This window comes from Gordonia sp. L191 (assembly GCF_030077625.1).
In the GTDB taxonomy this organism is placed as follows: Bacteria; Actinomycetota; Actinomycetes; order Mycobacteriales; family Mycobacteriaceae; genus Gordonia; species Gordonia polyisoprenivorans_A.
Window position 1 is genome coordinate 1,694,159 of the sequence record NZ_CP125996.1, and the last position, 18,452, is coordinate 1,712,610.

19 protein-coding genes and 2 tRNA genes are annotated in these 18,452 nt (G+C 67.2%); 16 read left to right on the forward strand and 5 right to left on the reverse strand.

What is annotated here, in order from left to right:
• Positions 1-66 precede the first annotated feature (66 nt).
• From QNM97_RS07575 to QNM97_RS07590, 4 genes are read left to right on the forward strand one after another with little or no spacing between them, the layout of a single operon-like run.
• On the forward strand, positions 67-366 hold the full coding sequence (locus QNM97_RS07575; protein WP_283822231.1) for a hypothetical protein: 300 nt from the start codon (positions 67-69) through the stop codon (positions 364-366).
• Positions 366-1,652 carry a hypothetical protein gene (locus QNM97_RS07580; protein ID WP_283822232.1) on the forward strand — a complete coding sequence of 429 codons (1,287 nt, stop codon included), beginning with the start codon at positions 366-368 and terminating at the stop codon, positions 1,650-1,652. Before QNM97_RS07575 ends, QNM97_RS07580 begins: the two co-directional genes overlap by 1 nt.
• Positions 1,649-2,488 carry a hypothetical protein gene (locus tag QNM97_RS07585; protein ID WP_283822233.1) on the forward strand — a complete coding sequence of 280 codons (840 nt, stop codon included), beginning with the start codon at positions 1,649-1,651 and terminating at the stop codon, positions 2,486-2,488. Before QNM97_RS07580 ends, QNM97_RS07585 begins: the two co-directional genes overlap by 4 nt.
• Entirely contained in the window at positions 2,481-2,879 is a 399-nt protein-coding gene (locus tag QNM97_RS07590; RefSeq protein ID WP_208791789.1) for a hypothetical protein, read from the forward strand. Before QNM97_RS07585 ends, QNM97_RS07590 begins: the two co-directional genes overlap by 8 nt.
• A gap of 95 nt (positions 2,880-2,974) precedes the next feature.
• On the opposite strand, the gene QNM97_RS07595 is transcribed toward QNM97_RS07590, so the two are convergent.
• Positions 2,975-3,640 (reverse strand): chymotrypsin family serine protease, encoded by a 666-nt coding sequence (locus QNM97_RS07595; protein ID WP_006371022.1) that lies wholly within the window; start codon positions 3,638-3,640, stop codon positions 2,975-2,977.
• Between the two features lie 295 nt (positions 3,641-3,935).
• On the opposite strand from QNM97_RS07595, the gene serA reads away from it, so the two are divergent.
• The 4 genes from serA (at position 3,936) to QNM97_RS07615 (ending at position 8,057) form a co-directional block, all read left to right on the forward strand.
• Complete coding sequence (serA, locus tag QNM97_RS07600; protein ID WP_283822234.1) at positions 3,936-5,531, forward strand: phosphoglycerate dehydrogenase; 1,596 nt, start codon at positions 3,936-3,938, stop codon at positions 5,529-5,531.
• Complete coding sequence (locus QNM97_RS07605; protein WP_079930274.1) at positions 5,528-6,538, forward strand: 3-isopropylmalate dehydrogenase; 1,011 nt, start codon at positions 5,528-5,530, stop codon at positions 6,536-6,538. Before serA ends, QNM97_RS07605 begins: the two co-directional genes overlap by 4 nt.
• A gap of 179 nt (positions 6,539-6,717) precedes the next feature.
• On the forward strand, positions 6,718-7,068 hold the full coding sequence (locus QNM97_RS07610) for a GntR family transcriptional regulator (RefSeq protein ID WP_123928630.1): 351 nt from the start codon (positions 6,718-6,720) through the stop codon (positions 7,066-7,068).
• On the forward strand, positions 7,065-8,057 hold the full coding sequence (locus QNM97_RS07615; protein WP_283822235.1) for a hypothetical protein: 993 nt from the start codon (positions 7,065-7,067) through the stop codon (positions 8,055-8,057). Before QNM97_RS07610 ends, QNM97_RS07615 begins: the two co-directional genes overlap by 4 nt.
• 7 nt (positions 8,058-8,064) lie before the next feature.
• On the opposite strand, the gene QNM97_RS07620 is transcribed toward QNM97_RS07615, so the two are convergent.
• Positions 8,065-9,285 carry an MFS transporter gene (locus tag QNM97_RS07620; RefSeq protein ID WP_283822236.1) on the reverse strand — a complete coding sequence of 407 codons (1,221 nt, stop codon included), beginning with the start codon at positions 9,283-9,285 and terminating at the stop codon, positions 8,065-8,067.
• A 141-nt stretch (positions 9,286-9,426) separates the two neighbouring features.
• On the opposite strand from QNM97_RS07620, the gene QNM97_RS07625 reads away from it, so the two are divergent.
• The 5 genes from QNM97_RS07625 (at position 9,427) to QNM97_RS07645 (ending at position 12,810) form a co-directional block, all read left to right on the forward strand.
• Entirely contained in the window at positions 9,427-10,200 is a 774-nt protein-coding gene (locus QNM97_RS07625; protein ID WP_123928621.1) for a fumarylacetoacetate hydrolase family protein, read from the forward strand.
• The gene (locus QNM97_RS07630; protein WP_283822237.1) at positions 10,197-11,021 is read left to right on the forward strand and encodes an alpha/beta fold hydrolase; all 825 of its coding nucleotides are present in this window, start codon (positions 10,197-10,199) and stop codon (positions 11,019-11,021) included. Before QNM97_RS07625 ends, QNM97_RS07630 begins: the two co-directional genes overlap by 4 nt.
• Positions 11,022-11,055: 34 nt before the next feature.
• On the forward strand, positions 11,056-12,564 hold the full coding sequence (gene gltX / locus QNM97_RS07635; RefSeq protein ID WP_283822238.1) for a glutamate--tRNA ligase: 1,509 nt from the start codon (positions 11,056-11,058) through the stop codon (positions 12,562-12,564).
• Positions 12,565-12,648: 84 nt separating this feature from the next.
• Positions 12,649-12,720 (forward strand) — tRNA-Gln (locus tag QNM97_RS07640).
• 17 nt (positions 12,721-12,737) lie between these two features.
• Positions 12,738-12,810: transfer RNA gene (locus QNM97_RS07645), tRNA-Glu, on the forward strand.
• A gap of 88 nt (positions 12,811-12,898) precedes the next feature.
• On the opposite strand, the gene QNM97_RS07650 is transcribed toward QNM97_RS07645, so the two are convergent.
• Together QNM97_RS07650 and QNM97_RS07655 are read right to left on the reverse strand one after the other, a co-directional pair.
• Positions 12,899-13,396 (reverse strand): PPOX class F420-dependent oxidoreductase, encoded by a 498-nt coding sequence (locus QNM97_RS07650; protein WP_283822239.1) that lies wholly within the window; start codon positions 13,394-13,396, stop codon positions 12,899-12,901.
• Positions 13,397-13,483: 87 nt separating this feature from the next.
• On the reverse strand, positions 13,484-14,215 hold the full coding sequence (locus QNM97_RS07655; protein ID WP_283822240.1) for an IclR family transcriptional regulator: 732 nt from the start codon (positions 14,213-14,215) through the stop codon (positions 13,484-13,486).
• 104 nt (positions 14,216-14,319) lie between these two features.
• Here QNM97_RS07655 and leuC point away from each other — a divergent pair, with 104 nt between their 5' ends.
• The 3 genes from leuC to QNM97_RS07670 all read left to right on the forward strand — a co-directional run bounded on the left by leuC (position 14,320) and on the right by QNM97_RS07670 (position 17,259).
• Positions 14,320-15,798 carry a 3-isopropylmalate dehydratase large subunit gene (gene leuC, locus QNM97_RS07660; RefSeq protein ID WP_283822241.1) on the forward strand — a complete coding sequence of 493 codons (1,479 nt, stop codon included), beginning with the start codon at positions 14,320-14,322 and terminating at the stop codon, positions 15,796-15,798.
• A 78-nt stretch (positions 15,799-15,876) separates the two neighbouring features.
• On the forward strand, positions 15,877-16,470 hold the full coding sequence (leuD, locus tag QNM97_RS07665; RefSeq protein WP_283822242.1) for a 3-isopropylmalate dehydratase small subunit: 594 nt from the start codon (positions 15,877-15,879) through the stop codon (positions 16,468-16,470).
• 189 nt (positions 16,471-16,659) lie between these two features.
• The gene (locus QNM97_RS07670) at positions 16,660-17,259 is read left to right on the forward strand and encodes an HU family DNA-binding protein (RefSeq protein ID WP_006371035.1); all 600 of its coding nucleotides are present in this window, start codon (positions 16,660-16,662) and stop codon (positions 17,257-17,259) included.
• A 189-nt stretch (positions 17,260-17,448) separates the two neighbouring features.
• On the opposite strand, the gene QNM97_RS07675 is transcribed toward QNM97_RS07670, so the two are convergent.
• A complete protein-coding gene (locus tag QNM97_RS07675) occupies positions 17,449-18,387 on the reverse strand; it encodes an NUDIX hydrolase (protein WP_283822243.1) in 939 nt (312 codons plus the stop codon).
• Positions 18,388-18,452 lie beyond the last annotated feature (65 nt).

An 18,452-nucleotide genomic window follows, 5' to 3' on the forward strand; every position in this document is an offset into this window, starting at 1 on the left:
TTCTCGGCCCGTCGACGCATCTGCTCTACGCTTGACCCATCGGTGTCGATGTGATGGGGGAGAGTCATGGATGTCAATCCGGAAGCGTTGCGGCAGTTCGCCACTCGGGTCGACGAGGTGGGCGCACAGTGCTCCGCGTCGCCCATGCCGCACCACTTCGACGCGCTTGCAGCGTTGATGCCCGGCTCCACCACGGCGTACGCCGCGCAGACCGCCGCCTCGGCGATGCGGCCGCTGTTGGCCGGTGTGGGCCACTACTTCGGGCAGGTGTCGGCGGCCGTGTACACCGCTGCCGGCGACTACGAGACCTCCGATGCCGCGCTGGCCGACCGGTTCGGTCGCGTCCCTGCCCCCGGGAGGGCGTGATGATTCCCAGCCGCACGGTGTTCGACACGTGGCGGACCGAATCGGTGGGGGCTGCCGGCCGCACGCTGTGGGACAGCGGCGAAGCACTCGACGACGAGGTCTCGGGCGCCCGGTACGCCATCTCGCGTCTGGCGCAAGACGGTCTGTGGTCCGGCGTGGCCGCGCAGTCCGGTGAGACTGCGATCGACGTCGGCTGTCTGCGGGCCACCTCGGTGAGCGCCATCGCGCGCAACTCGGCGATCGGTGTCGCCCGGACCGTTCCGGACCTCACCTCGGCGGCGTCTAAGATCCGAAACCTGTTGACGGTCATCGAATCCGGCGATCTGTTCGTCACCGACGACTGGCTGGTGCTGCCGCGCGTCAAGAACTACCCGGCGACGTTGGCCGCCACGCTGGCGACCGTCGCCGACACCTTTCAGGTGCAACTCAATCCCGCCCTGGTCGACCTGAGCCAAGCCGATCACGATATCGGCGCATTTGTGCGCCGAACACTGATGGGCAACGGTCTCGGCCTGGCCCTTCCCGAGATCGACGCGGATCCCCACGCGCCCAAGGACTTCACCGAAGCCCCGCACGGTGACAACACCGGCGGCACCAATCCCGAGTTCGGCCGCGGCCTGCAACGTGCGCGCCTCCTCGAGCACATGACCGGTACGGTCGTCGAGACCGAGACCACCACCGCCGGTGACACCACGACGACGATGGTGAGGATGCTCGACGGCTCCCGACAGACCTACACCAACGGTCCCGGAGTTGACCGGACCGAATTCCGCAGTCCGGAAGGTGTTCTGACCGCCATGCGCACCGTCGCGGGCGATGGCACGGCAACCGTGTCGTTGACTCGTCCGGGCAAGTCGCCCGCGGTCGTGACCGAGCGCCCCGACGGTACGACCGAGGCGGTCGTCGACGGGATCACTTTCCCCATCCCGTCCTCTCGTGACTATGCGATCGCCCTGGCCGCGGGTGGCATGTCCGCGACCGAATCCGGTGTGGCACGCGGGCTTCCATACCTCACCCAGGCCCAGGTCGCGCGCCTGGAGATCGGTGCGAAAGCGGCCGGGCCGGGTCTGACGCTGCTCGGTACGGCGATGGGGGTCGCCACGGCCGAGAACGGCTACGAACGGTGTGTGGCAGGCGTGGCCGGCGGTGTCGGGTTGGGCGCCGATCTGGCACTGCTGGCATTGGCCCCGGAGATGAGTCCGCTGCGAGCCTTCTGGACCGGCGCAGGCGTGAGTCTTGGGGGTTCCATGGTGGGCAACATCGTCGGTCAGGTGCTGTGTCGATGAGGAATCTCGAGGTGGTCGGCAAGCGGCCTGCATGCCATCGATGCCCACGTGCCTGGCAGGGAGCACGGTGGCGCCTGTGGGCGGGCAGGGTCTTCTGGGCCGTTGTCTGCTCGATCTTCGTGGGGGCGTCGGTGATGTCGGCTCTCGGCGGCAGCGTCGTCGTGGCGGTGGCGGCCGCGTCCGGCGCCGCGGGGGTCGCCCTGCTGCTGTTGTCCGAAGAACTCCGGTGGATGCGCACGGGCGCGACCCGACCGGACCTCCGCGGCGTGCGAATCGCGGGGGCGGCATTGGTGATTCGTGCCGATGACCGCGAACGTGCGGTAGACATTGCGTTGCCGGCGGCGTTCGCCCTCGGTGGTGCCGGGGCGTTCTATGCAATGTGCTCCGGAGAACTCGATCTCTCCTTCGTGCAACACTCGCCGCGGCCGGTCTCGCCGTTCACCTTTCTGGCCGTCGCTGTCACCGGTGCGGTCGGTCTCGTCTGGGAAATGGTTCGGCGCAGGCCCGACCCTCTGGTGCTGACCCCGCACGCCCTGATCGTCGGCAAGAGACTCGGTCCACGGGGCGCGATCGCCTGGACCGATCTCGAACGCACCGAGCCGATGCCCACCGATGTGGGCAGACGTCGCAGGGGTGCCGACGCATGGCTGGCCATCGGCGCGGACGAGGAACCACGGCTGCGGTGCAACGTCGTGCGGCTCGGAGCGCCGGCGACGTTCTGGCTTCTGGACTTCTATCGGCGGCATCCGGAACTGCGTGATGAGCTCGGTGACGCCCGGGTGTTGCGGCGACTGCGTGACGGATCACTCGTCGACGACGGTCGAGCCGATGTCTGATCGGGCCCACTCACCGTTGCCTCCGGAATACGTTGCGGTGCTGCGAGATCTGGCGCGCGAGCCCGCTCGCACCGAGGAGATCCGGAGCATGGTCGCCGGACTCGACGGCGTCACAGGGGTCGAAGCGGGCCTGATCGACGCTGTCCTTCCGTTGCCGAGCACCTGGCGCCCCGATGACCACGCACTGTTCTGTCGTGACCGGCGAGTCCGTGACGCGGAGCTGCGCCGGCGTATCGACGCCGCTCTCGACGAGTGGATCGAGAGCGGTGGATGGTCGTGGAGATCAGGGGGAGTCGACGCCGAGGATCATCGGCGCATCGCCGAGCTGACGCGGCGCGAATTCGAGGCCGAGCTGGCCGATCATCGCCGACGACACGGTACCGGCGGATGAATCGGCGAGGTCTGCCCGCACGCCCGGCCCCACACAGACGAGTGCGCCCCCTCCCGAGGTGGGGAGGGGGCGCACTCGATGCAGCGAGTTCAGGGTCAGTAGACCGAGAAGCCCTTGTACTTGGTGTGATTCACGTAGTTGAGGATCGGCCCGATGTTGGTGCCGGTCTCGGGGCCGAGGCACCCGAGGAAGTAGTAGGCGTTGACCATGCCGACGAGTTTGTCGCCGACGACCACCGGGCTGCCGGAATCACCCTCGATGACGCACATCTGGGAGAAGTGCACGTCGCCGTCGGAGAACCATGCGACACCGCAGGTGCTGCCGGTGGTGCGGCCTTCCTTGCACGCCACGGTCGGGAAGCCGATCGGGCGGGTGTCGATCCCGCGGATCGTCACCGACCGCACGGTACGCAGCGGTACGACCCGCGACGGGTCGAACTCGATGATGGCGACGTCGTCCTTCGGGTCCGAATAGGTCACCACGCCGGCCTGACCGCGATCCTGGAACGTCTCGGAGAGGACCTGCTGCCCGGGCTGGCCGCAGTGTCCTGCGGTGATGCCGATCAGTTGACCGGTCTTCGCATGACCGATGGTGGTCAGGGTGCACGCCTTCGCGGAGTCACCGCCCTGCAGGATCAGAATTCCTGATCCACCGCCGAGGAAGATCTTCGCCGGTGCCGCCTGTGCGGCGCCGGGAGCCCCCCAGCCGGCGAGTACCGTCGCTGCCAGGACAGCCAACAGTACTGTCAGCTTCTTCTTCATCCACACTCCACTCTGCTACCCGACCGGTGCGGCTCGTCGACCGCCGAATCGATTGTTGACACATCACCCGAAGCGCCACCGTACCGGCGGATTCGATGGGTGCCGCGGTTCGGAGACACTCTGCCGCCGCATCGCAACACTTCCGTAATGCCGCTCACAATGTACACGCCGACCCTGTGTATCCCGGCCGCCTCGATGCCCGGCTGTTCGCTGCACAAGTGGAGGTCTCTAAGCTGACTTGCGGATGCCGTTACGGCATCGAGCCCGATCTCGCCACCGATTCTGGAGAAAAACTGTGACCTCAGCTGGCCTGCCGGTCGTTCTCATCGCCGACAAACTGGCCCCCTCGACCGTGGAAGCCCTCGGCGACGGGGTCGAGGTGCGCTGGGTGGACGGACCCGATCGCCCGAAACTGCTCGAAGCCGTCGTCGACGCCGACGCGATCCTGGTGCGTTCGGCCACCACCGTCGACGCCGAGGTCCTCGAAGCGGGCAAGAAACTGAAGATCATCGCGCGCGCGGGCGTCGGCCTCGACAATGTCGACGTGCCGGCCGCCACCGAGCGCGGCGTGATGGTGGTCAACGCGCCCACCTCCAACATCCACACCGCCGCCGAGCACGCGATCTCGCTGATGCTCTCGGCGGCCCGGCAGATCCCGGCCGCCGACGCGACCCTGCGTGAACACACCTGGAAGCGTTCGTCGTTCAACGGCGTCGAGATCTTCGACAAGACCGTCGGCGTGGTCGGACTCGGCCGGATCGGCCAGCTCGTCGCGGCTCGACTGGCCGCCTTCGAAACCCACGTGATCGCCTACGACCCCTACGTCTCGCCGGCACGCGCCGCCCAGCTCGGCATCGAATTGGTCTCGCTCGACGAGCTTCTCGAGCGCGCCGACTTCATCACGGTGCACCTGCCCAAGACGCCCGAGACCCTCGGCCTCATCGGCGCCGACCAACTGGCCCGCACCAAGAAGGGCGTGGTCATCGTCAATGCCGCACGTGGTGGTCTCATCGATGAGCAGGCGCTGGCCGACGCGGTCGTCTCCGGACAGGTCCGGGCCGCCGGCCTCGACGTCTTCGCCACCGAACCGTGCACCGACTCGCCGCTGTTCGAACTGCCGCAGGTCGTGGTGACCCCGCATCTGGGTGCCTCGACCAGCGAGGCCCAGGACCGTGCGGGCACCGATGTCGCCAAGAGTGTGCGGCTGGCCCTGGCCGGGCACTTCGTCCCGGACGCGGTCAACATCGTCGGCGGCTCGGTCGATGAGGAGGTCGCCCCGTGGCTGGAGATGGCGCGCAAGCTCGGTGTGCTCGTCGGGGCGATCAGCTCCGATTTGCCGACGTCACTGGTCGTCGACGTCCGCGGCGAACTCGCCGCGAGCAATGTCGATGTGCTGGGGTTGTCGGCGCTGCGCGGCCTGTTCGAGGCCGCACTGACCGAGCCGATCACCTTCGTCAACGCCCCGAAGGTGGCGCAGGAGCGCGGTGTCACCAGCGAGGTGACCACTGCCACCGAGAGCCCCAACCACCGCAGCGTGGTCGACGTCAAGGCGGTCTTCGCCGATGGGTCGGTCCATAATGTGGCCGGTTCGCTGTCGGAGCCGCGGCAGGTGGAGAAGATCGTCAACATCAACGGACGCAACTTCGACATGCGCGCCGAGGGCCTGAACCTGCTGGTGAGCTACACCGATCAGCCGGGCTCGCTGGGCAAGATCGGTACGCTGCTCGGTGACGCGGGCATCGACATCCTCGCCGCGGCGCTCTCCCAGGACGCCGCGGGTGCCGGTGCCACGATGATCTTGCGGGTCAGCCGCGAGGTCGACGACTCGGTGGTCGAGGCCATCGAGTCCGCAGTCGGCGCAACTCTGATCGAACAGGTGGATCTGTCATGAAGCTCGCCGTCATCGCCGGGGACGGAATCGGCCCCGAGGTCATCGCCGAGGCACTCGAGGTGTTGCGGGTGGTGACCCCCGACGTCGAGACCACCGAGTACGACCTCGGTGCCCGTCGCTATCACCGCAACGGTGAATTGCTGACCGAGGCCGATCTGGATTCGTTGCGTGAGCACGACGCGATCCTGCTCGGCGCGATCGGTGACCCGTCGGTGCCGTCGGGGGTTCTCGAACGCGGACTGCTGCTCTCCATGCGTTTCGCACTCGATCACCATGTGAACCTGCGGCCCTCGCGCCGGCTGCCCGGAGTGAGCTCGCCGCTCGCCGGCGACCCCGACATCGATTTCGTCGTCGTCCGTGAGGGCACCGAGGGCCCCTACACCGGCAACGGTGGCTCGATCCGCGTGGGGACCCCGCACGAGGTCGCCACCGAGGTCAGCGTCAACACCCGCTTCGGCGTCGAGCGCGTCGTCCGGGATGCCTTCGAGCGGGCGAGCCGCAGGCGCAATCACCTGACGTTGGTCCACAAGACCAACGTGCTGACCTTCGCCGGATCGTTGTGGAGTCGGGCGGTCGCCGAGATCGGTGCCGAGTACCCCGATGTCACCACCGACTACTGCCACGTCGACGCCGCGACCATCTACCTGGTCACCGACCCCGGACGGTTTGACGTGATCGTCACCGACAACCTGTTCGGCGACATCATCACCGACATCGCGGCGGCTGTCTCCGGTGGGATCGGGCTTGCCGCGTCGGGCAACATCGATGCCACGCGGACCAATCCGTCGATGTTCGAACCGGTACACGGTAGCGCCCCCGACATTGCCGGTCAGGGCAAGGCGGACCCCACGGCCGCGATCCTGTCGGTGGCACTGCTTCTCGATCACCTCGGTGACGCCGAGGGCGCTCGACGCGTCGAACAAGCCGTCGCCGACGATCTGCTCGACCGCGACGGCCAGGAGTTGTCGACCTCGGAGATCGGCAAGCGCATTCGAGAGCGTTTGTAGCGCAACGCATTCTGCACTGTCCGGTGGCCCGGCTCGGTGGTGTGTGGTCGAGGAGACCCCACCCCGGGACCGGGCCACCGTCATCTGTGGCCGACGCGAGAGCGTCTCGGCAGGGGGATCGCGTGTGCCCCCGTCGGCGGCCACTTGTTCTAGTTTCAATAGAACTATACAATCAGGGTGTGTTCATTCGAGTCGATCCCACCGATCGCTCGCCGATCTTCGCCCAGATCGCGGCGTCGGTCCGCGGTGCCATCGTCCGCGGTGACATCGGCGCCGGCGAACGGCTGCCTGCCGCGCGTGAACTCGCCGCCTCGTTGGACGTGAACGTCCACACGGTGTTGCGGGGATATCAGATCCTGCGGGATGACGGGCTCGTCGAACTGCGTCGCGGGCGGGGTGCGGTGGTGTCCGACCGCGCGCCGGAACAGGCCGAGATCGGTGAGGCCCTCGACCGGCTCGTCGGGGTGGCGCAGCGGTGGGGGCTGGGGCCCACGGAATTGTCGGCAGAGATCACCAGGAGGATGTCATGAGTGCGACGATGTCGAAACCCACTCGGGGACAACGGTTTCGTTGTGTGCTGGTGGGCGTGGTCCCGCCGGTCGTGATGCTGGGCGTCGCGGTGTCGTTGCTGGCGGCGTGGCGTGGCGAGCTTCCTGATCCGATGGCATCGCATTGGGGTACCGGGGGAGTCGACGGCACGAGCAGTGTCGCCGGGGCGATCGTGACGGTGGTGGTCGTGTGTGTACTCGCCGGCGTGGTGAGCACCGTGGCGTCCCTCGCGATGTCGCATCCCCGGCAGGTGCGGGCGAGTGTGGTGCTGATCAACTTTCTCGTGGTGGTGATCGCCGGGTTGATACCGGCCGTGGCGGCCGGGCAGCGGGGAGTGGCCGACGTGCACGACGTTGCCACGCCGGTGGTGCCGATCCTGATGACCCTCGGGATCGCGGCGGTGGTCGCGGCGGGCAGTTGGGTTCTCGTCCCGCAGTGGGCCACCGCGGTCGGCGGGCCGGTGGGTGCGGTGCCCGCCGAAGACCTCGCTTCCGGGGAACGCTTCTATTGGCAACGCTCGGTGGGGAATTCGGTGGTGGCAGACGCCTTCTACGCCGCCACCGCGGTGGTGCTGGTCGTCATCACCGCGCTGACCGGGTTGTGGTGGCTGCTGGTGGTTCCCGCGGTGATCATCGTCGGCGCCGTCCTGATGGGGACAGTGCGGGTGCGGATCGATCGCACCGCGGTGACGGTGCGCGGTGCGCTGCCGTGGCCTCGCCAGGAGATCGCCATGGCCGATATCGTCCGCGCCGAGGTCATCACGGTGCACGCCCTGCGCGACACCGGTGGTTACGGCCGCCGTCTGGCCGTCCGCGGAGAGGCCAAGGGCGCGTGGGGATTCGTGGTGCGCTCGGGTGAGGCGGTGCTGGTGACACGCGTCGACGGCCGTCGCGACTTCGTCGTCGTCGACGATGCCGCGACGGCTGCCGGCCTGATCAATGCGGTGCTCGCCCAACGTCTGCCGGGCTGACTCGAGCTCATTCCGGTGTCTCGACCGACACCGGTTCCGGTTGCGGGAGCCGGTCGCGCGGAACCAATGGCGCCGCGATCATCGGTGCCACCGCACTCGCGGCGAAGGCCAGTGGGAAGCCGACCGCGGTGATGAGCGCGCCGAACAGTGGGGTGGTGGCGGCGGTGGCCAGATACTGTGCGGTGTTCTGGATGCCGAGACCGCGTCCGCTCCAGCGCGGCCCGGCGAATTCGGCGATCGCGGTGAAGGCCAGGCCGTTGTCGGCGACGGAGACGATCGAGGCCACCATCATGACGACCACACACACCGGACTGTCGGCCCAATCGGTCAGTGCCAGAACGCCCATCGCGACGCCGGCGACCACGGCGATCAGCCGGATCGGCCGCATCCGGGACAACCAGGCGTCCGACCATCGCCCGGCCGCGATGCGCCCCAGCGCGCCGAGGGTCTGGGTGATCGTCACGAGAACACCGGCCGTGGCCGGGGACCAGTGGCGGGCCACGATGAGCCAGGTCGGCACGAAGGTCCACAGCATCGACTGCGGGATCACCAACAGCACGCTGACCGCGTGCACCCGTGCCAGGAACCAGCTGTCGCGGTATGGGTTTCGTGCTGGTGCGGCAGCGGTCGTGGGAGCCGACGGCGGATCGACGATGCCCAGCACACACGCGAGCAGGCCGAGTGCGGTCACCACGACCGGGACCACCAGCGCTGCGGCGATGCCGAGGTGTTGGGCGATCGCGGGCATGCTCAACGCGCACACCGCGATTCCCAGGGGTTGGGCCATCTGCCGGACGCCCATGGCCGTGCCGCGCTGGGCCGCGGGGAACCAGCCGACCACGATCCGGCCGCTGGCGCCGTTGGCAGCACCGGAACTCAGACCGCCGAGGAACAGCAGCGCCGCCAACACGGTGAATGGGGCCGATTGCCATGCCGCCACTGCCGTCGCGATCGCCGCCACCAAGGTCAGTGACAGCGAGATCGTCAGGATCACGCGTTCGCCGTGCCGATCGAGCAGGCTGCCCCAACCGATGATGGCCAGCATCAATCCGACCGTGGGGACTGCGGCGAGCACCGACGCCCGCGACACGCTCATGCCCTCGGCGTGCAGGGCGGGGATCAGATAGGCGACGCCGGACACCACGCAGGTCGTGGTCATCGCGGCGATCAGCGAGCACGCGAGCATCGTCCACCTGCGGGTGGTGCCGATGGTGTCGGGGGAATTCATGTCGCCTCCTCGAAGCTCTCACATGCCGCTCCGGCTGTCTCATTATTTGGGAAGTGGCTCCCATATTCTAGAACCGACGATCGGCACGAGGCCAATCGACGTCCCGAAGTGTGGACAACGGCGGTGCGATACCCTCGGGCCATGCGTCTTGGTCGAATCGCCAGTCCCGATGGTGTCGCCTTTGTCTCGCTCGAGGATTCCGGTGACGGTGTCGTCGCCAAGGAGATCGCCGAGCATCCCTTCGGCACCCCGACCTTCACCGGCCGGAGTTGGCCGCTGGCCGATGTGCGACTGCTCGCGCCGATCCTGGCGACGAAGGTCATCTGCATCGGCAAGAACTACGCCGCGCATGCGGCCGAGATGGGCGGCTCGGCTCCCGAGAATCCGGTGATCTTCCTCAAACCGAACACCTCGATCATCGGGCCGGAGGTCCCCATCGTGCGGCCGCCGTCCTCGGACCGTGTCGATTTCGAAGGTGAACTCGCCGCGGTGATCGGTCGTCCCTGCAAGGACGTCAAGGCCTCCGAGGCGGCCGGGGTCATCCTGGGGTACACCGTCGCCAACGACGTGACCGCCCGCGATCAGCAACAGGCCGACGGGCAGTGGACACGCGGCAAGGGCTATGACACCTTCTGCCCGCTGGGACCGTGGATCGACACCGCCTTCGATCCCTCGGATGCCGAGATCCGCACCGAACTCGACGGAGAGGTGCGCCAGCGCAGCCGAACCTCGTTGATGCTGCACGACATCGGCGCCATCGTCGAGTGGATCTCCCGGGTGATGACGCTGCTGCCCGGTGACGTGATCCTCACCGGAACCCCGGAAGGGGTGGGTCCGATGGTTGCCGGGCAACGGGTTTCGGTGTCCGTCGAAGGTCTGGGCACGCTGAGCAATCCGGTGGTGGACAAGCCGTGACGGCACCGGTGAGCACCGCTCGGATCAACGGGATAGACCTGTCCTACGAGGTGGCCGGCGACGGGCCCCTCGTCGTGATGGTGATGGGCACCGGCAGTCCGGGCCGGGTGTGGAAGGCCAATCAGGAACCGGCCCTGCGCAAGGCCGGCTATCGTGTCGCCCTGTTCGACAACCGTGGCATCGCCCCGTCCTCGGAGTGCGCCGCCGGGTTCACGCTCGAGGACATGGTGGCCGACACCGCCGGACTCATCGAGCATCTCGGCGGACCGGCTTTCGTCGTGGGCACCTCGCTGGGTGCCCGCATCACCCAGGAACTCACCCTGGCGCGGCCCGACCTCGTCCGCGGCGCGGTGATGTTGGCCACCTACGGCCGCAGCACGCCGCTGCAGGAGGCGATCTCGGCCGGCGAGCGCGCGCTTTACGACCAGAAGATCACCTTGCCCCCGGAGTACGAGGCCGCCATCACCGCACACCTCAACCTGTCGCCGCACACCCTCGACGACGATCGGGCCGCACAGGACTGGCTCGACATCATCGGGTTCTCACCGCAGACCGTGACCCCCGGGGTGCGTGCTCAGCTCGGACTGCACCACCGCGAGGCCAACCGTCTCGACGCATACCGGCGGATCACCCGGCCCGCGCTCGTCGTCGGATTCGCCGACGATCGCACGTTGCCGGTCAAGCTCGCACGTGAGGTGGCCGAGGCGATCCCGGGAGCCGAGTACGCCGAGGTGGCCAAGGCCGGGCACTTCGGTTATCTCGAACAGCCGGCCGAGGTGAACCGGCTCATCGTCGACTTCTGCGACCGCCACCGGGACTGATTCCCCGGGTGGTCGGTTCGATACGCTGAGCCGCATGGCCAGTACCGATTCCGCCCGCCCCGATCCCGCAGGCACCGACGCCGTGCGCGTCCGATTCTGCCCGTCCCCCACGGGCACCCCGCACGTCGGGATGGTGCGCACCGCGCTGTTCAACTTCGCGCAGGCGCGACACGACAACGGCACGTTCGTCTTCCGCATCGAGGACACCGATGCCGCCCGCGACAGTCAGGAGTCCTACGAGGCGATCCTGGAATCGCTGCGGTGGCTCGGACTCGACTGGGACGAGGGGCCCGAGGTCGGCGGACCGTACGGCCCCTACCGGCAGTCGGAGCGTCGTGGGATCCACCTCGACGTGGTGGAGCGTCTACTGGCGGCGGGTGAGGCCTACGAGGCGTTCTCGACCCCGGAGGAGGTCGAGGCACGCCATCGCGCGGCCGGTCGGGACCCCAAGCTCGGTTACGACAACTTCGATCGCGACCTCACCGACGAACAGCGTGCGGCCTATCGCGCCGAGGGCCGCAATCCCGTTGTCCGCCTTCGTATGCCCGACCGTGACATCTCCTGGGACGATCTCGTCCGCGGCGCCACGACGATCAAGTCGAGTACTGTTCCCGACTTCGCGCTGACCCGTGCGAACGGCGATCCGCTCTACACCCTCGTCAATCCCGTCGACGACGCGATGATGCGGATCACCCATGTGTTGCGCGGGGAGGACCTGTTCTCCTCCACACCACGCCAGATCGCGTTGTACGAGGCGCTGATCCGGATCGGCGTGGCTGAGGCGGTGCCCGTGTTCGGGCATCTGCCGTTCGTCATGGGGGAGGGCAACAAGAAACTCTCCAAACGCGATCCGCAGTCCAATCTGTTCCATCACCGGGACCGCGGATTCCTACCGGAGGGTCTGCTCAACTACCTCGCGCTGCTCGGTTGGGGATACTCGCACGAGACCGACGTGTTCACCCTGGAGCAGATGATCGACAAGTTCGACGTCCGTGACGTGAACTCCAATCCCGCACGCTTCGATCAGAAGAAGGCCGACGCGATCAACGCCGAGCACATCCGGATGCTCGAACTCGGCGACTTCGCCGCGCGGCTCAAGGCCTACCTCGTCGAGCGCGGTCACCTGTCGGAGCCGATCGACGACGCCACCTTCACCGCCCTCGCCGAACTCGTGCAGACCCGGATTCAGGTGCTCGGCGATGCGTGGGCGTTGATGTCGTTCTGCTACGTCTCCGACGCGGAGTTCACCATCGACGAGAAGGCGGCCGCCAAGAACCTCGGGCCCGATGCGGTGCCTGTCCTCGACGCCACCATCGCCGCCGTCGAGGCGCTGTCGTCGTGGCAGACGTCGGCGCTGCACGACGCCCTCAACGCCGCGCTGGTGGACGATCTGGGCCTCAAACCACGCAAGGCGTTCGGTCCGGTGCGGGTTGCGGTGACCGGGTCACAGGTCTCGCCTCCGCTGTTCGAGTCGATGGAACTCCTGGGCCGTGACGTGAGCCTCGCGCGTCTGCGCGCGGCGCGGGAGTTGGCCGCAAAGTAGCCTCTGACCAGCCGATTTGTGGTCCAGGGGTAGTGCTCTGCTAATCTATCGCAGGTTCTTTTCCGAGAGGAAAAGGGAAAACCTTGGGGTATGGTGTAATTGGCAACACAGCGGTTTCTGGTACCGCCATTCTAGGTTCGAGTCCTGGTACCCCAGCGACCATCAAGGTCTATGGCCCCGTCGTCTAGCGGCCTAGGACGCCGCCCTCTCAAGGCGGTAGCGCGGGTTCGAATCCCGTCGGGGCTACAGAGAAAGGCGCCCTTCCCGGTGATCCCGGGGAGGGCGCCTTTTGCTTGTGTTGCCGGGGATGTTGTCGACTCCGGAGAAGTGGCGCCTACAGATACTCGGCCGTCGATCCGGACACCGGCGTCTGCGGCAGACCGAGCTTGCGGTGATCCCAGGAGCGTGTCCGGCTCGGGATGATGCGCACCGCGACGCGTTTGTTCATCATCTGCTCGACGAAGGGTTTGGATTCCTCGGTGTACGGGGCGGTGTAGCGTTCCCACACCGAGATGCCCACCTGCAGGCAGGAATCGGCGTCGTCGAGGATCTCCGCGGTGCCCTCGATGGCGACGCCGCGCAGGGTGTCGTAGGTGTCGCCGTCCTCGATGAGAACTGAGCACCGGTTGTTGCGCCGGAGATTGACGGCCTTCTGCGACTTGGCCTTCGTCTCGAACCAGATCTCGCCGTCGATGATCCCGTACCACATGGCGACCAGATGAATGCTGCCGTCGGGTCCGGTCGTGGCGAGGGTGGCGGTTCGGCTGCGTGCGATGAACTCCTCGATTTCGTCGGGACTCATCACGATCTGGGTGCGCTGGTTTGTGCCCATGCCCGGTCACTTCCTCCTCGTCGCCCGCGGTAGGGAATCCGGTCCGCGGATGGCCTGTGCTTCGAGACCGACGCTAACCCAGTCGTCCTATCGGGTCGACACCAACCTCTTGTGGATGGCGTCGGCGGCGGCGAGCAGATCCGCGGCCCAGCGTGCCCCGGGTCGGCGTCCCATCCGGTCGATCGGTCCCGAAACCGAGATCGCGGCAACGACTTCGCCCGCGGCATCGCGTACCGGGGCCGAGACACTGGCGACGCCCGCCGCACGCTCACCGGCACTCTGTGCCCACCCGCGTCGTCGGATGTCGTGTAGCGAGCGGTCACTGAAGGCACTGTCGGCCAAGAGGTGTCGCTGGGTGCTCGTGTCGGCCCACGCCGCGAGGACCTTGGCCGCCGACCCGGCGGTCATCGGGAACCGGGTGCCCACCGGGACGGTGTCGCGCAGGCCGGTCGGTGGTTCCATGGCCGCGATGCACACCCGCTCGGACCCCTCGCGGCGATACACCTGGACCGATTCGCCGGTGATCTCCCGCAGTCGCGGCAGCACCATCAGTGCGGCCTCGCGGACCGGATCATGTGCCGAGGAGGCAAGTTCGCCCAATGCCGGCCCGGGATACCAGCGGCCGGCGGCATTGCGTGCGAGCAGGCGATGCGTCTCGAGTCCCACCGCCAGTCGGTGCGCGGTGGCCCGGGGCAGGTTGGTGCGCTCGCACAATTCTGTGAGATTGCACGGGGTCTCGGCGATGGCGCGCAGGACGGTGACCGACTTGTCGAGGACACCGATTCCGCTGCTGGTCTCCGATGCGCTATCCTTTCCCATAGGACGATACTAGCTGTCCAAATACTGAGATGCACGTCGGTCGGTGGTCCGCAGCCCATTCCGGTCGCCGACAGCGACATGGAGAGACGGATGCGAGTGCAGCCATGACGAACAACCCAACCGGATCGAACAGCCCTGCGGGCGCGACACATAGCGCAGCGGACACCCCGAACACCCCAACGGGGCCACGCACTCTCGCCGAGAAGGTCTGGGAGGACCACGTCGTCGTCCGCGGGGACGGGGCATCGAAACCCGACCTGATCTACATCGACCTCCACCTGGTCCACGAGGTCACCAGCCCGCAGGCCTTCGACGGTCTGCGGCTCGCCGGCCGCCCCGTGCGCCGGCCCGACCTGACGATCGCCACCGAGGATCACAACGTCCCGACGATCAAGACCGACCTCATCGCCGACCCGGTGTCGCGCACGCAGGTCGAGACCCTGCGTCGCAATTGCGAGGAATTCGGTATCCGACTGCACCCCATGGGAGATGCCGAGCAGGGCATCGTGCACGTCGTCGGCCCGCAACTGGGACTGACCCAGCCGGGTATGACGGTGGTCTGCGGCGACTCGCACACCTCCACCCACGGCGCATTCGGTGCCCTGGCAATGGGAATCGGCACCTCCGAGGTCGAGCACGTCCTCGCGACACAGACGCTGTCCCTGCGCCCCTTCCGGACCATGGCCATCACCGTCGACGGTGATCTGCCGCCCGGAGTCACCAGCAAGGACCTCATCCTGGCCGTCATCGCCGAGATCGGTACCGGCGGCGGGCAGGGCTACGTCCTCGAATACCGCGGCCCGGCCATCGAGAAACTGTCGATGGAGGCGCGGATGACCATCTGCAACATGTCGATCGAGGCCGGCGCCCGCGCCGGGATGATCGCGCCCGACGCCGTGACCTACGAGTACCTCCGGGGTCGCCCCAACGCCCCCACCGGGGCCGACTGGGATGCGGCGGTGGCCTATTGGGATTCGTTGCGCACCGATCCCGGCGCGGAATTCGACGCCGAGGTCCGCATCGACGCGGCCACGCTGTCCCCGTTCGTGACATGGGGAACCAATCCCGGTCAGGGCGCGCCGCTGTCGGCGACGGTGCCCGATCCGGCCGACATGGGCGACGAAACCGCCTCCGGCGCAGCGGCCAAGGCGCTGCAATACATGGACCTCACGCCGGGTACCCCGTTGCGCGAGGTGGCCGTCGACACCGTGTTCGTCGGCTCGTGCACCAACGGGCGGATCGAGGATCTGCGTGCCGTTGCCGAAATCCTCAAGGGCCGCAAGGTGGCAGACGGACTCCGGATGCTGGTCGTGCCCGGGTCGATGCGTGTGCGTGTACAGGCCGAGGAGGAGGGTCTCGGCGAGATCTTCACTGCCGCAGGCGCCGAGTGGCGTCAGGCCGGGTGCTCGATGTGCCTGGGCATGAACCCCGATCAACTCGCCCCGGGTCAGCGCTGCGCCTCGACGTCCAACCGCAATTTCGAGGGCAGGCAGGGCAAAGGTGGGCGAACTCACCTCGTGTCACCGGCCGTGGCCGCCGCCACCGCGGTGCGCGGCACCTTGTCCTCGCCCGCAGACCTGTAGCGCCCCAGAAGTCTTGGCCCCCCGGGCGCTCCCGTCGAACGCCCGCCACACCTCCCATCCGCAGACCGGAGTCACATCATGGAACCCTTCATCGAGCACACCGGAATCGGCGTGCCGTTGCGCCGCAGCAACGTCGACACCGACCAGATCATCCCTGCCGTCTACCTCAAACGGGTCACCCGAACCGGATTCGAGGACGGACTCTTCGCCGGCTGGCGCTCCGATCCGGACTTCATCCTCAACGCCGAACCCTGGAATCGGGGGTCGGTCCTGGTCGCCGGACCGGACTTCGGGACCGGGTCCTCGCGCGAACACGCCGTCTGGGCGCTGTCGGACTTCGGTTTTCGGGTGGTCATCTCCTCCCGGTTCGCCGACATCTTCCGGGGCAACGCGGGCAAAGCGGGCCTCGTGGCCGCCCAGGTGGAACAGTCCGACGTCGAACTGCTGTGGAAGCGACTCGAGGAGCAGCCCGGCCTCGAAGTGACTGTGAGCCTTCCCGAGCGGACGGTGACCGCAGCAGACCTCGTGGTGCCGTTGACAATTGATGACTACACGCGGTGGCGTCTGATGGAGGGTCTCGACGACATCGGCCTGACATTGCGGCAGGTAGGCGCGATTTCCGAGTACGAGAACGAGCGTCCCGCCTTCAAACCGGTGACCCTGCCGGCCTGAGTTCCCCCACCTCGCTCGACCCACCGGCAAGCGCCGAACGCCATCGACGGAACGTGTTAGCGGCCTGAAATTTTCGCAACACGTCCCGTCGATTGGCGTGGAAGATGGACGTTTTCGCCTCGGACGTTTACCGTGTGGGGTTAGCTGGCTATATCAGATACGGCCAGAACAGCTTGCGGAGGTATATCAATGAACAAGGCAGAGCTCATCGATGAGCTGACCAAGAAGCTCGACGCTGATCGCAAGACCGCGACCGAAGCGGTCGAGCTGATCGTCGACACCATCGTCCGCGCGGTGAACCGCGGCGAGAGTGTCACCATCACCGGGTTCGGTGTCTTCGAGAAGCGTCGTCGCGCACCGCGCGTCGCACGCAACCCTCGTACCGGTGAGACCGTGAAGGTCCGCGCCACCTCGGTTCCGGCGTTCCGTCCGGGTGCACAGTTCAAGGCTGTCGTCGCCGGCAAGCAGAAGCTCTCGGCGACCGGTCCGGCAGTCAAGCGCGGCAGCGGGGCGGGCACCACCACCGCTGCGAAGAAGACCGCAGCAAAGAAGGCTCCCGCCAAGAAGACCGCGGCCAAGAAGGCTCCCGCCAAGAAGACCGCGGCCAAGAAGGCACCGGCCAAGACTACTGCAACCAAGACCGCAGCCAAGAAGGCTCCGGCCAAGACCACAGCAGCGAAGAAGACCGCAGCCAAGAAGGCTCCGGCCAAGAAGACCGCGGCAAAGAAGGCTCCCGCCAAGAAGACCGCGGCAAAGAAGGCTCCCGCCAAGAAGACCACCCGGCGCTGAGTTCGCAGCCCGGTCACACCCGGGCGACCACGATCGCACTCACCCCTGACGACCTTCGCTCGTCAGGGGTGAGTTGCTGTGTGAGGCCCCGCCATCGACGAGTCGGGGAAGATTCACTGGTGACGAGTCGCCTTCGGCGACAGAGGTGACGAGTCGCCTTCGGCTCAGTGATGACGAGTCGCCTTCGGCTCAGTGATCCAGCCGCGGGAGTGGGGAATCGATGTGGTCGGCCGCCACCAGAGCGCCGGCGAGTGTCGAGAGCACCCACACACTTCCCTTGCGGTTGCGTGCCTTCGGCAACGTCAGACCATCGTGCTCGGCCCACCACTGCATCAGTGGCGGAATCACCTTGCCCTGGCTGCAGACCGCGCGCACCCGCCCGTCCCCGGGCTCGGCGAGCTCCCGAATCCGCTCACGAGCCGGCGCCGGATCGTCGGCATACGCCGCCTCCGACAACGCAGGCTCCTCGATGATGGTGCCCCCGAGGCGATTTCGGAAGGGAGCAAGTGTCTCGACGCAACGCACCGGATTCGCACTGTGTAGTTCGCTCACCCCGAACGCCGCCAGCAAGGGCACCAGCGCCTGCGCCTGCTCACGTCCGACGGCGTCGAGAGGACGCATCCGATCCTCCCCCCGATACCGAGAACGGCTGCCCGCACGCGCATGCCGCACCAGCAGCAACGTCGTGAGCTCGACGGGCAGCCGCATGAACTCCTCCAACACGGAACGATCCAACCGATAGCTCAGACGATCCGCCGCCTGCTCCGTCGACAACCAATCCAGCTCATCGACCTCATGATTGGCCTCGAAGTGCCCACCCACCGACTCCGCCGACCAGTACCGGACATGCTTGCGCCCGTGCGGCAGATCGTAGGACACCGTCGTCAGCAGCCGACCCAGGCGCACCACATGCCCGGTCTCCTCGTCGATCTCCCGAACAGCGGCATCGATCAGCGTCTCACCTGCGTCGAGCTTGCCCTTGGGCAACGTCCAATCGTCATACCGTGGCCGGTGCACCACCCCGATCTGCACCGTCTCCTTCGATCGGCGCCACAACACACCACCGGCCGCCCAAATGGTCTTCACGGGAGCGTTCCCCTGTGAATCCGACTTGCCCGACTTGGACATCGCCTCGTCTACACCTCTGCTCTTGTCGACACCCGTGAACCCTTGGGACGCGCGCGATCGTAACC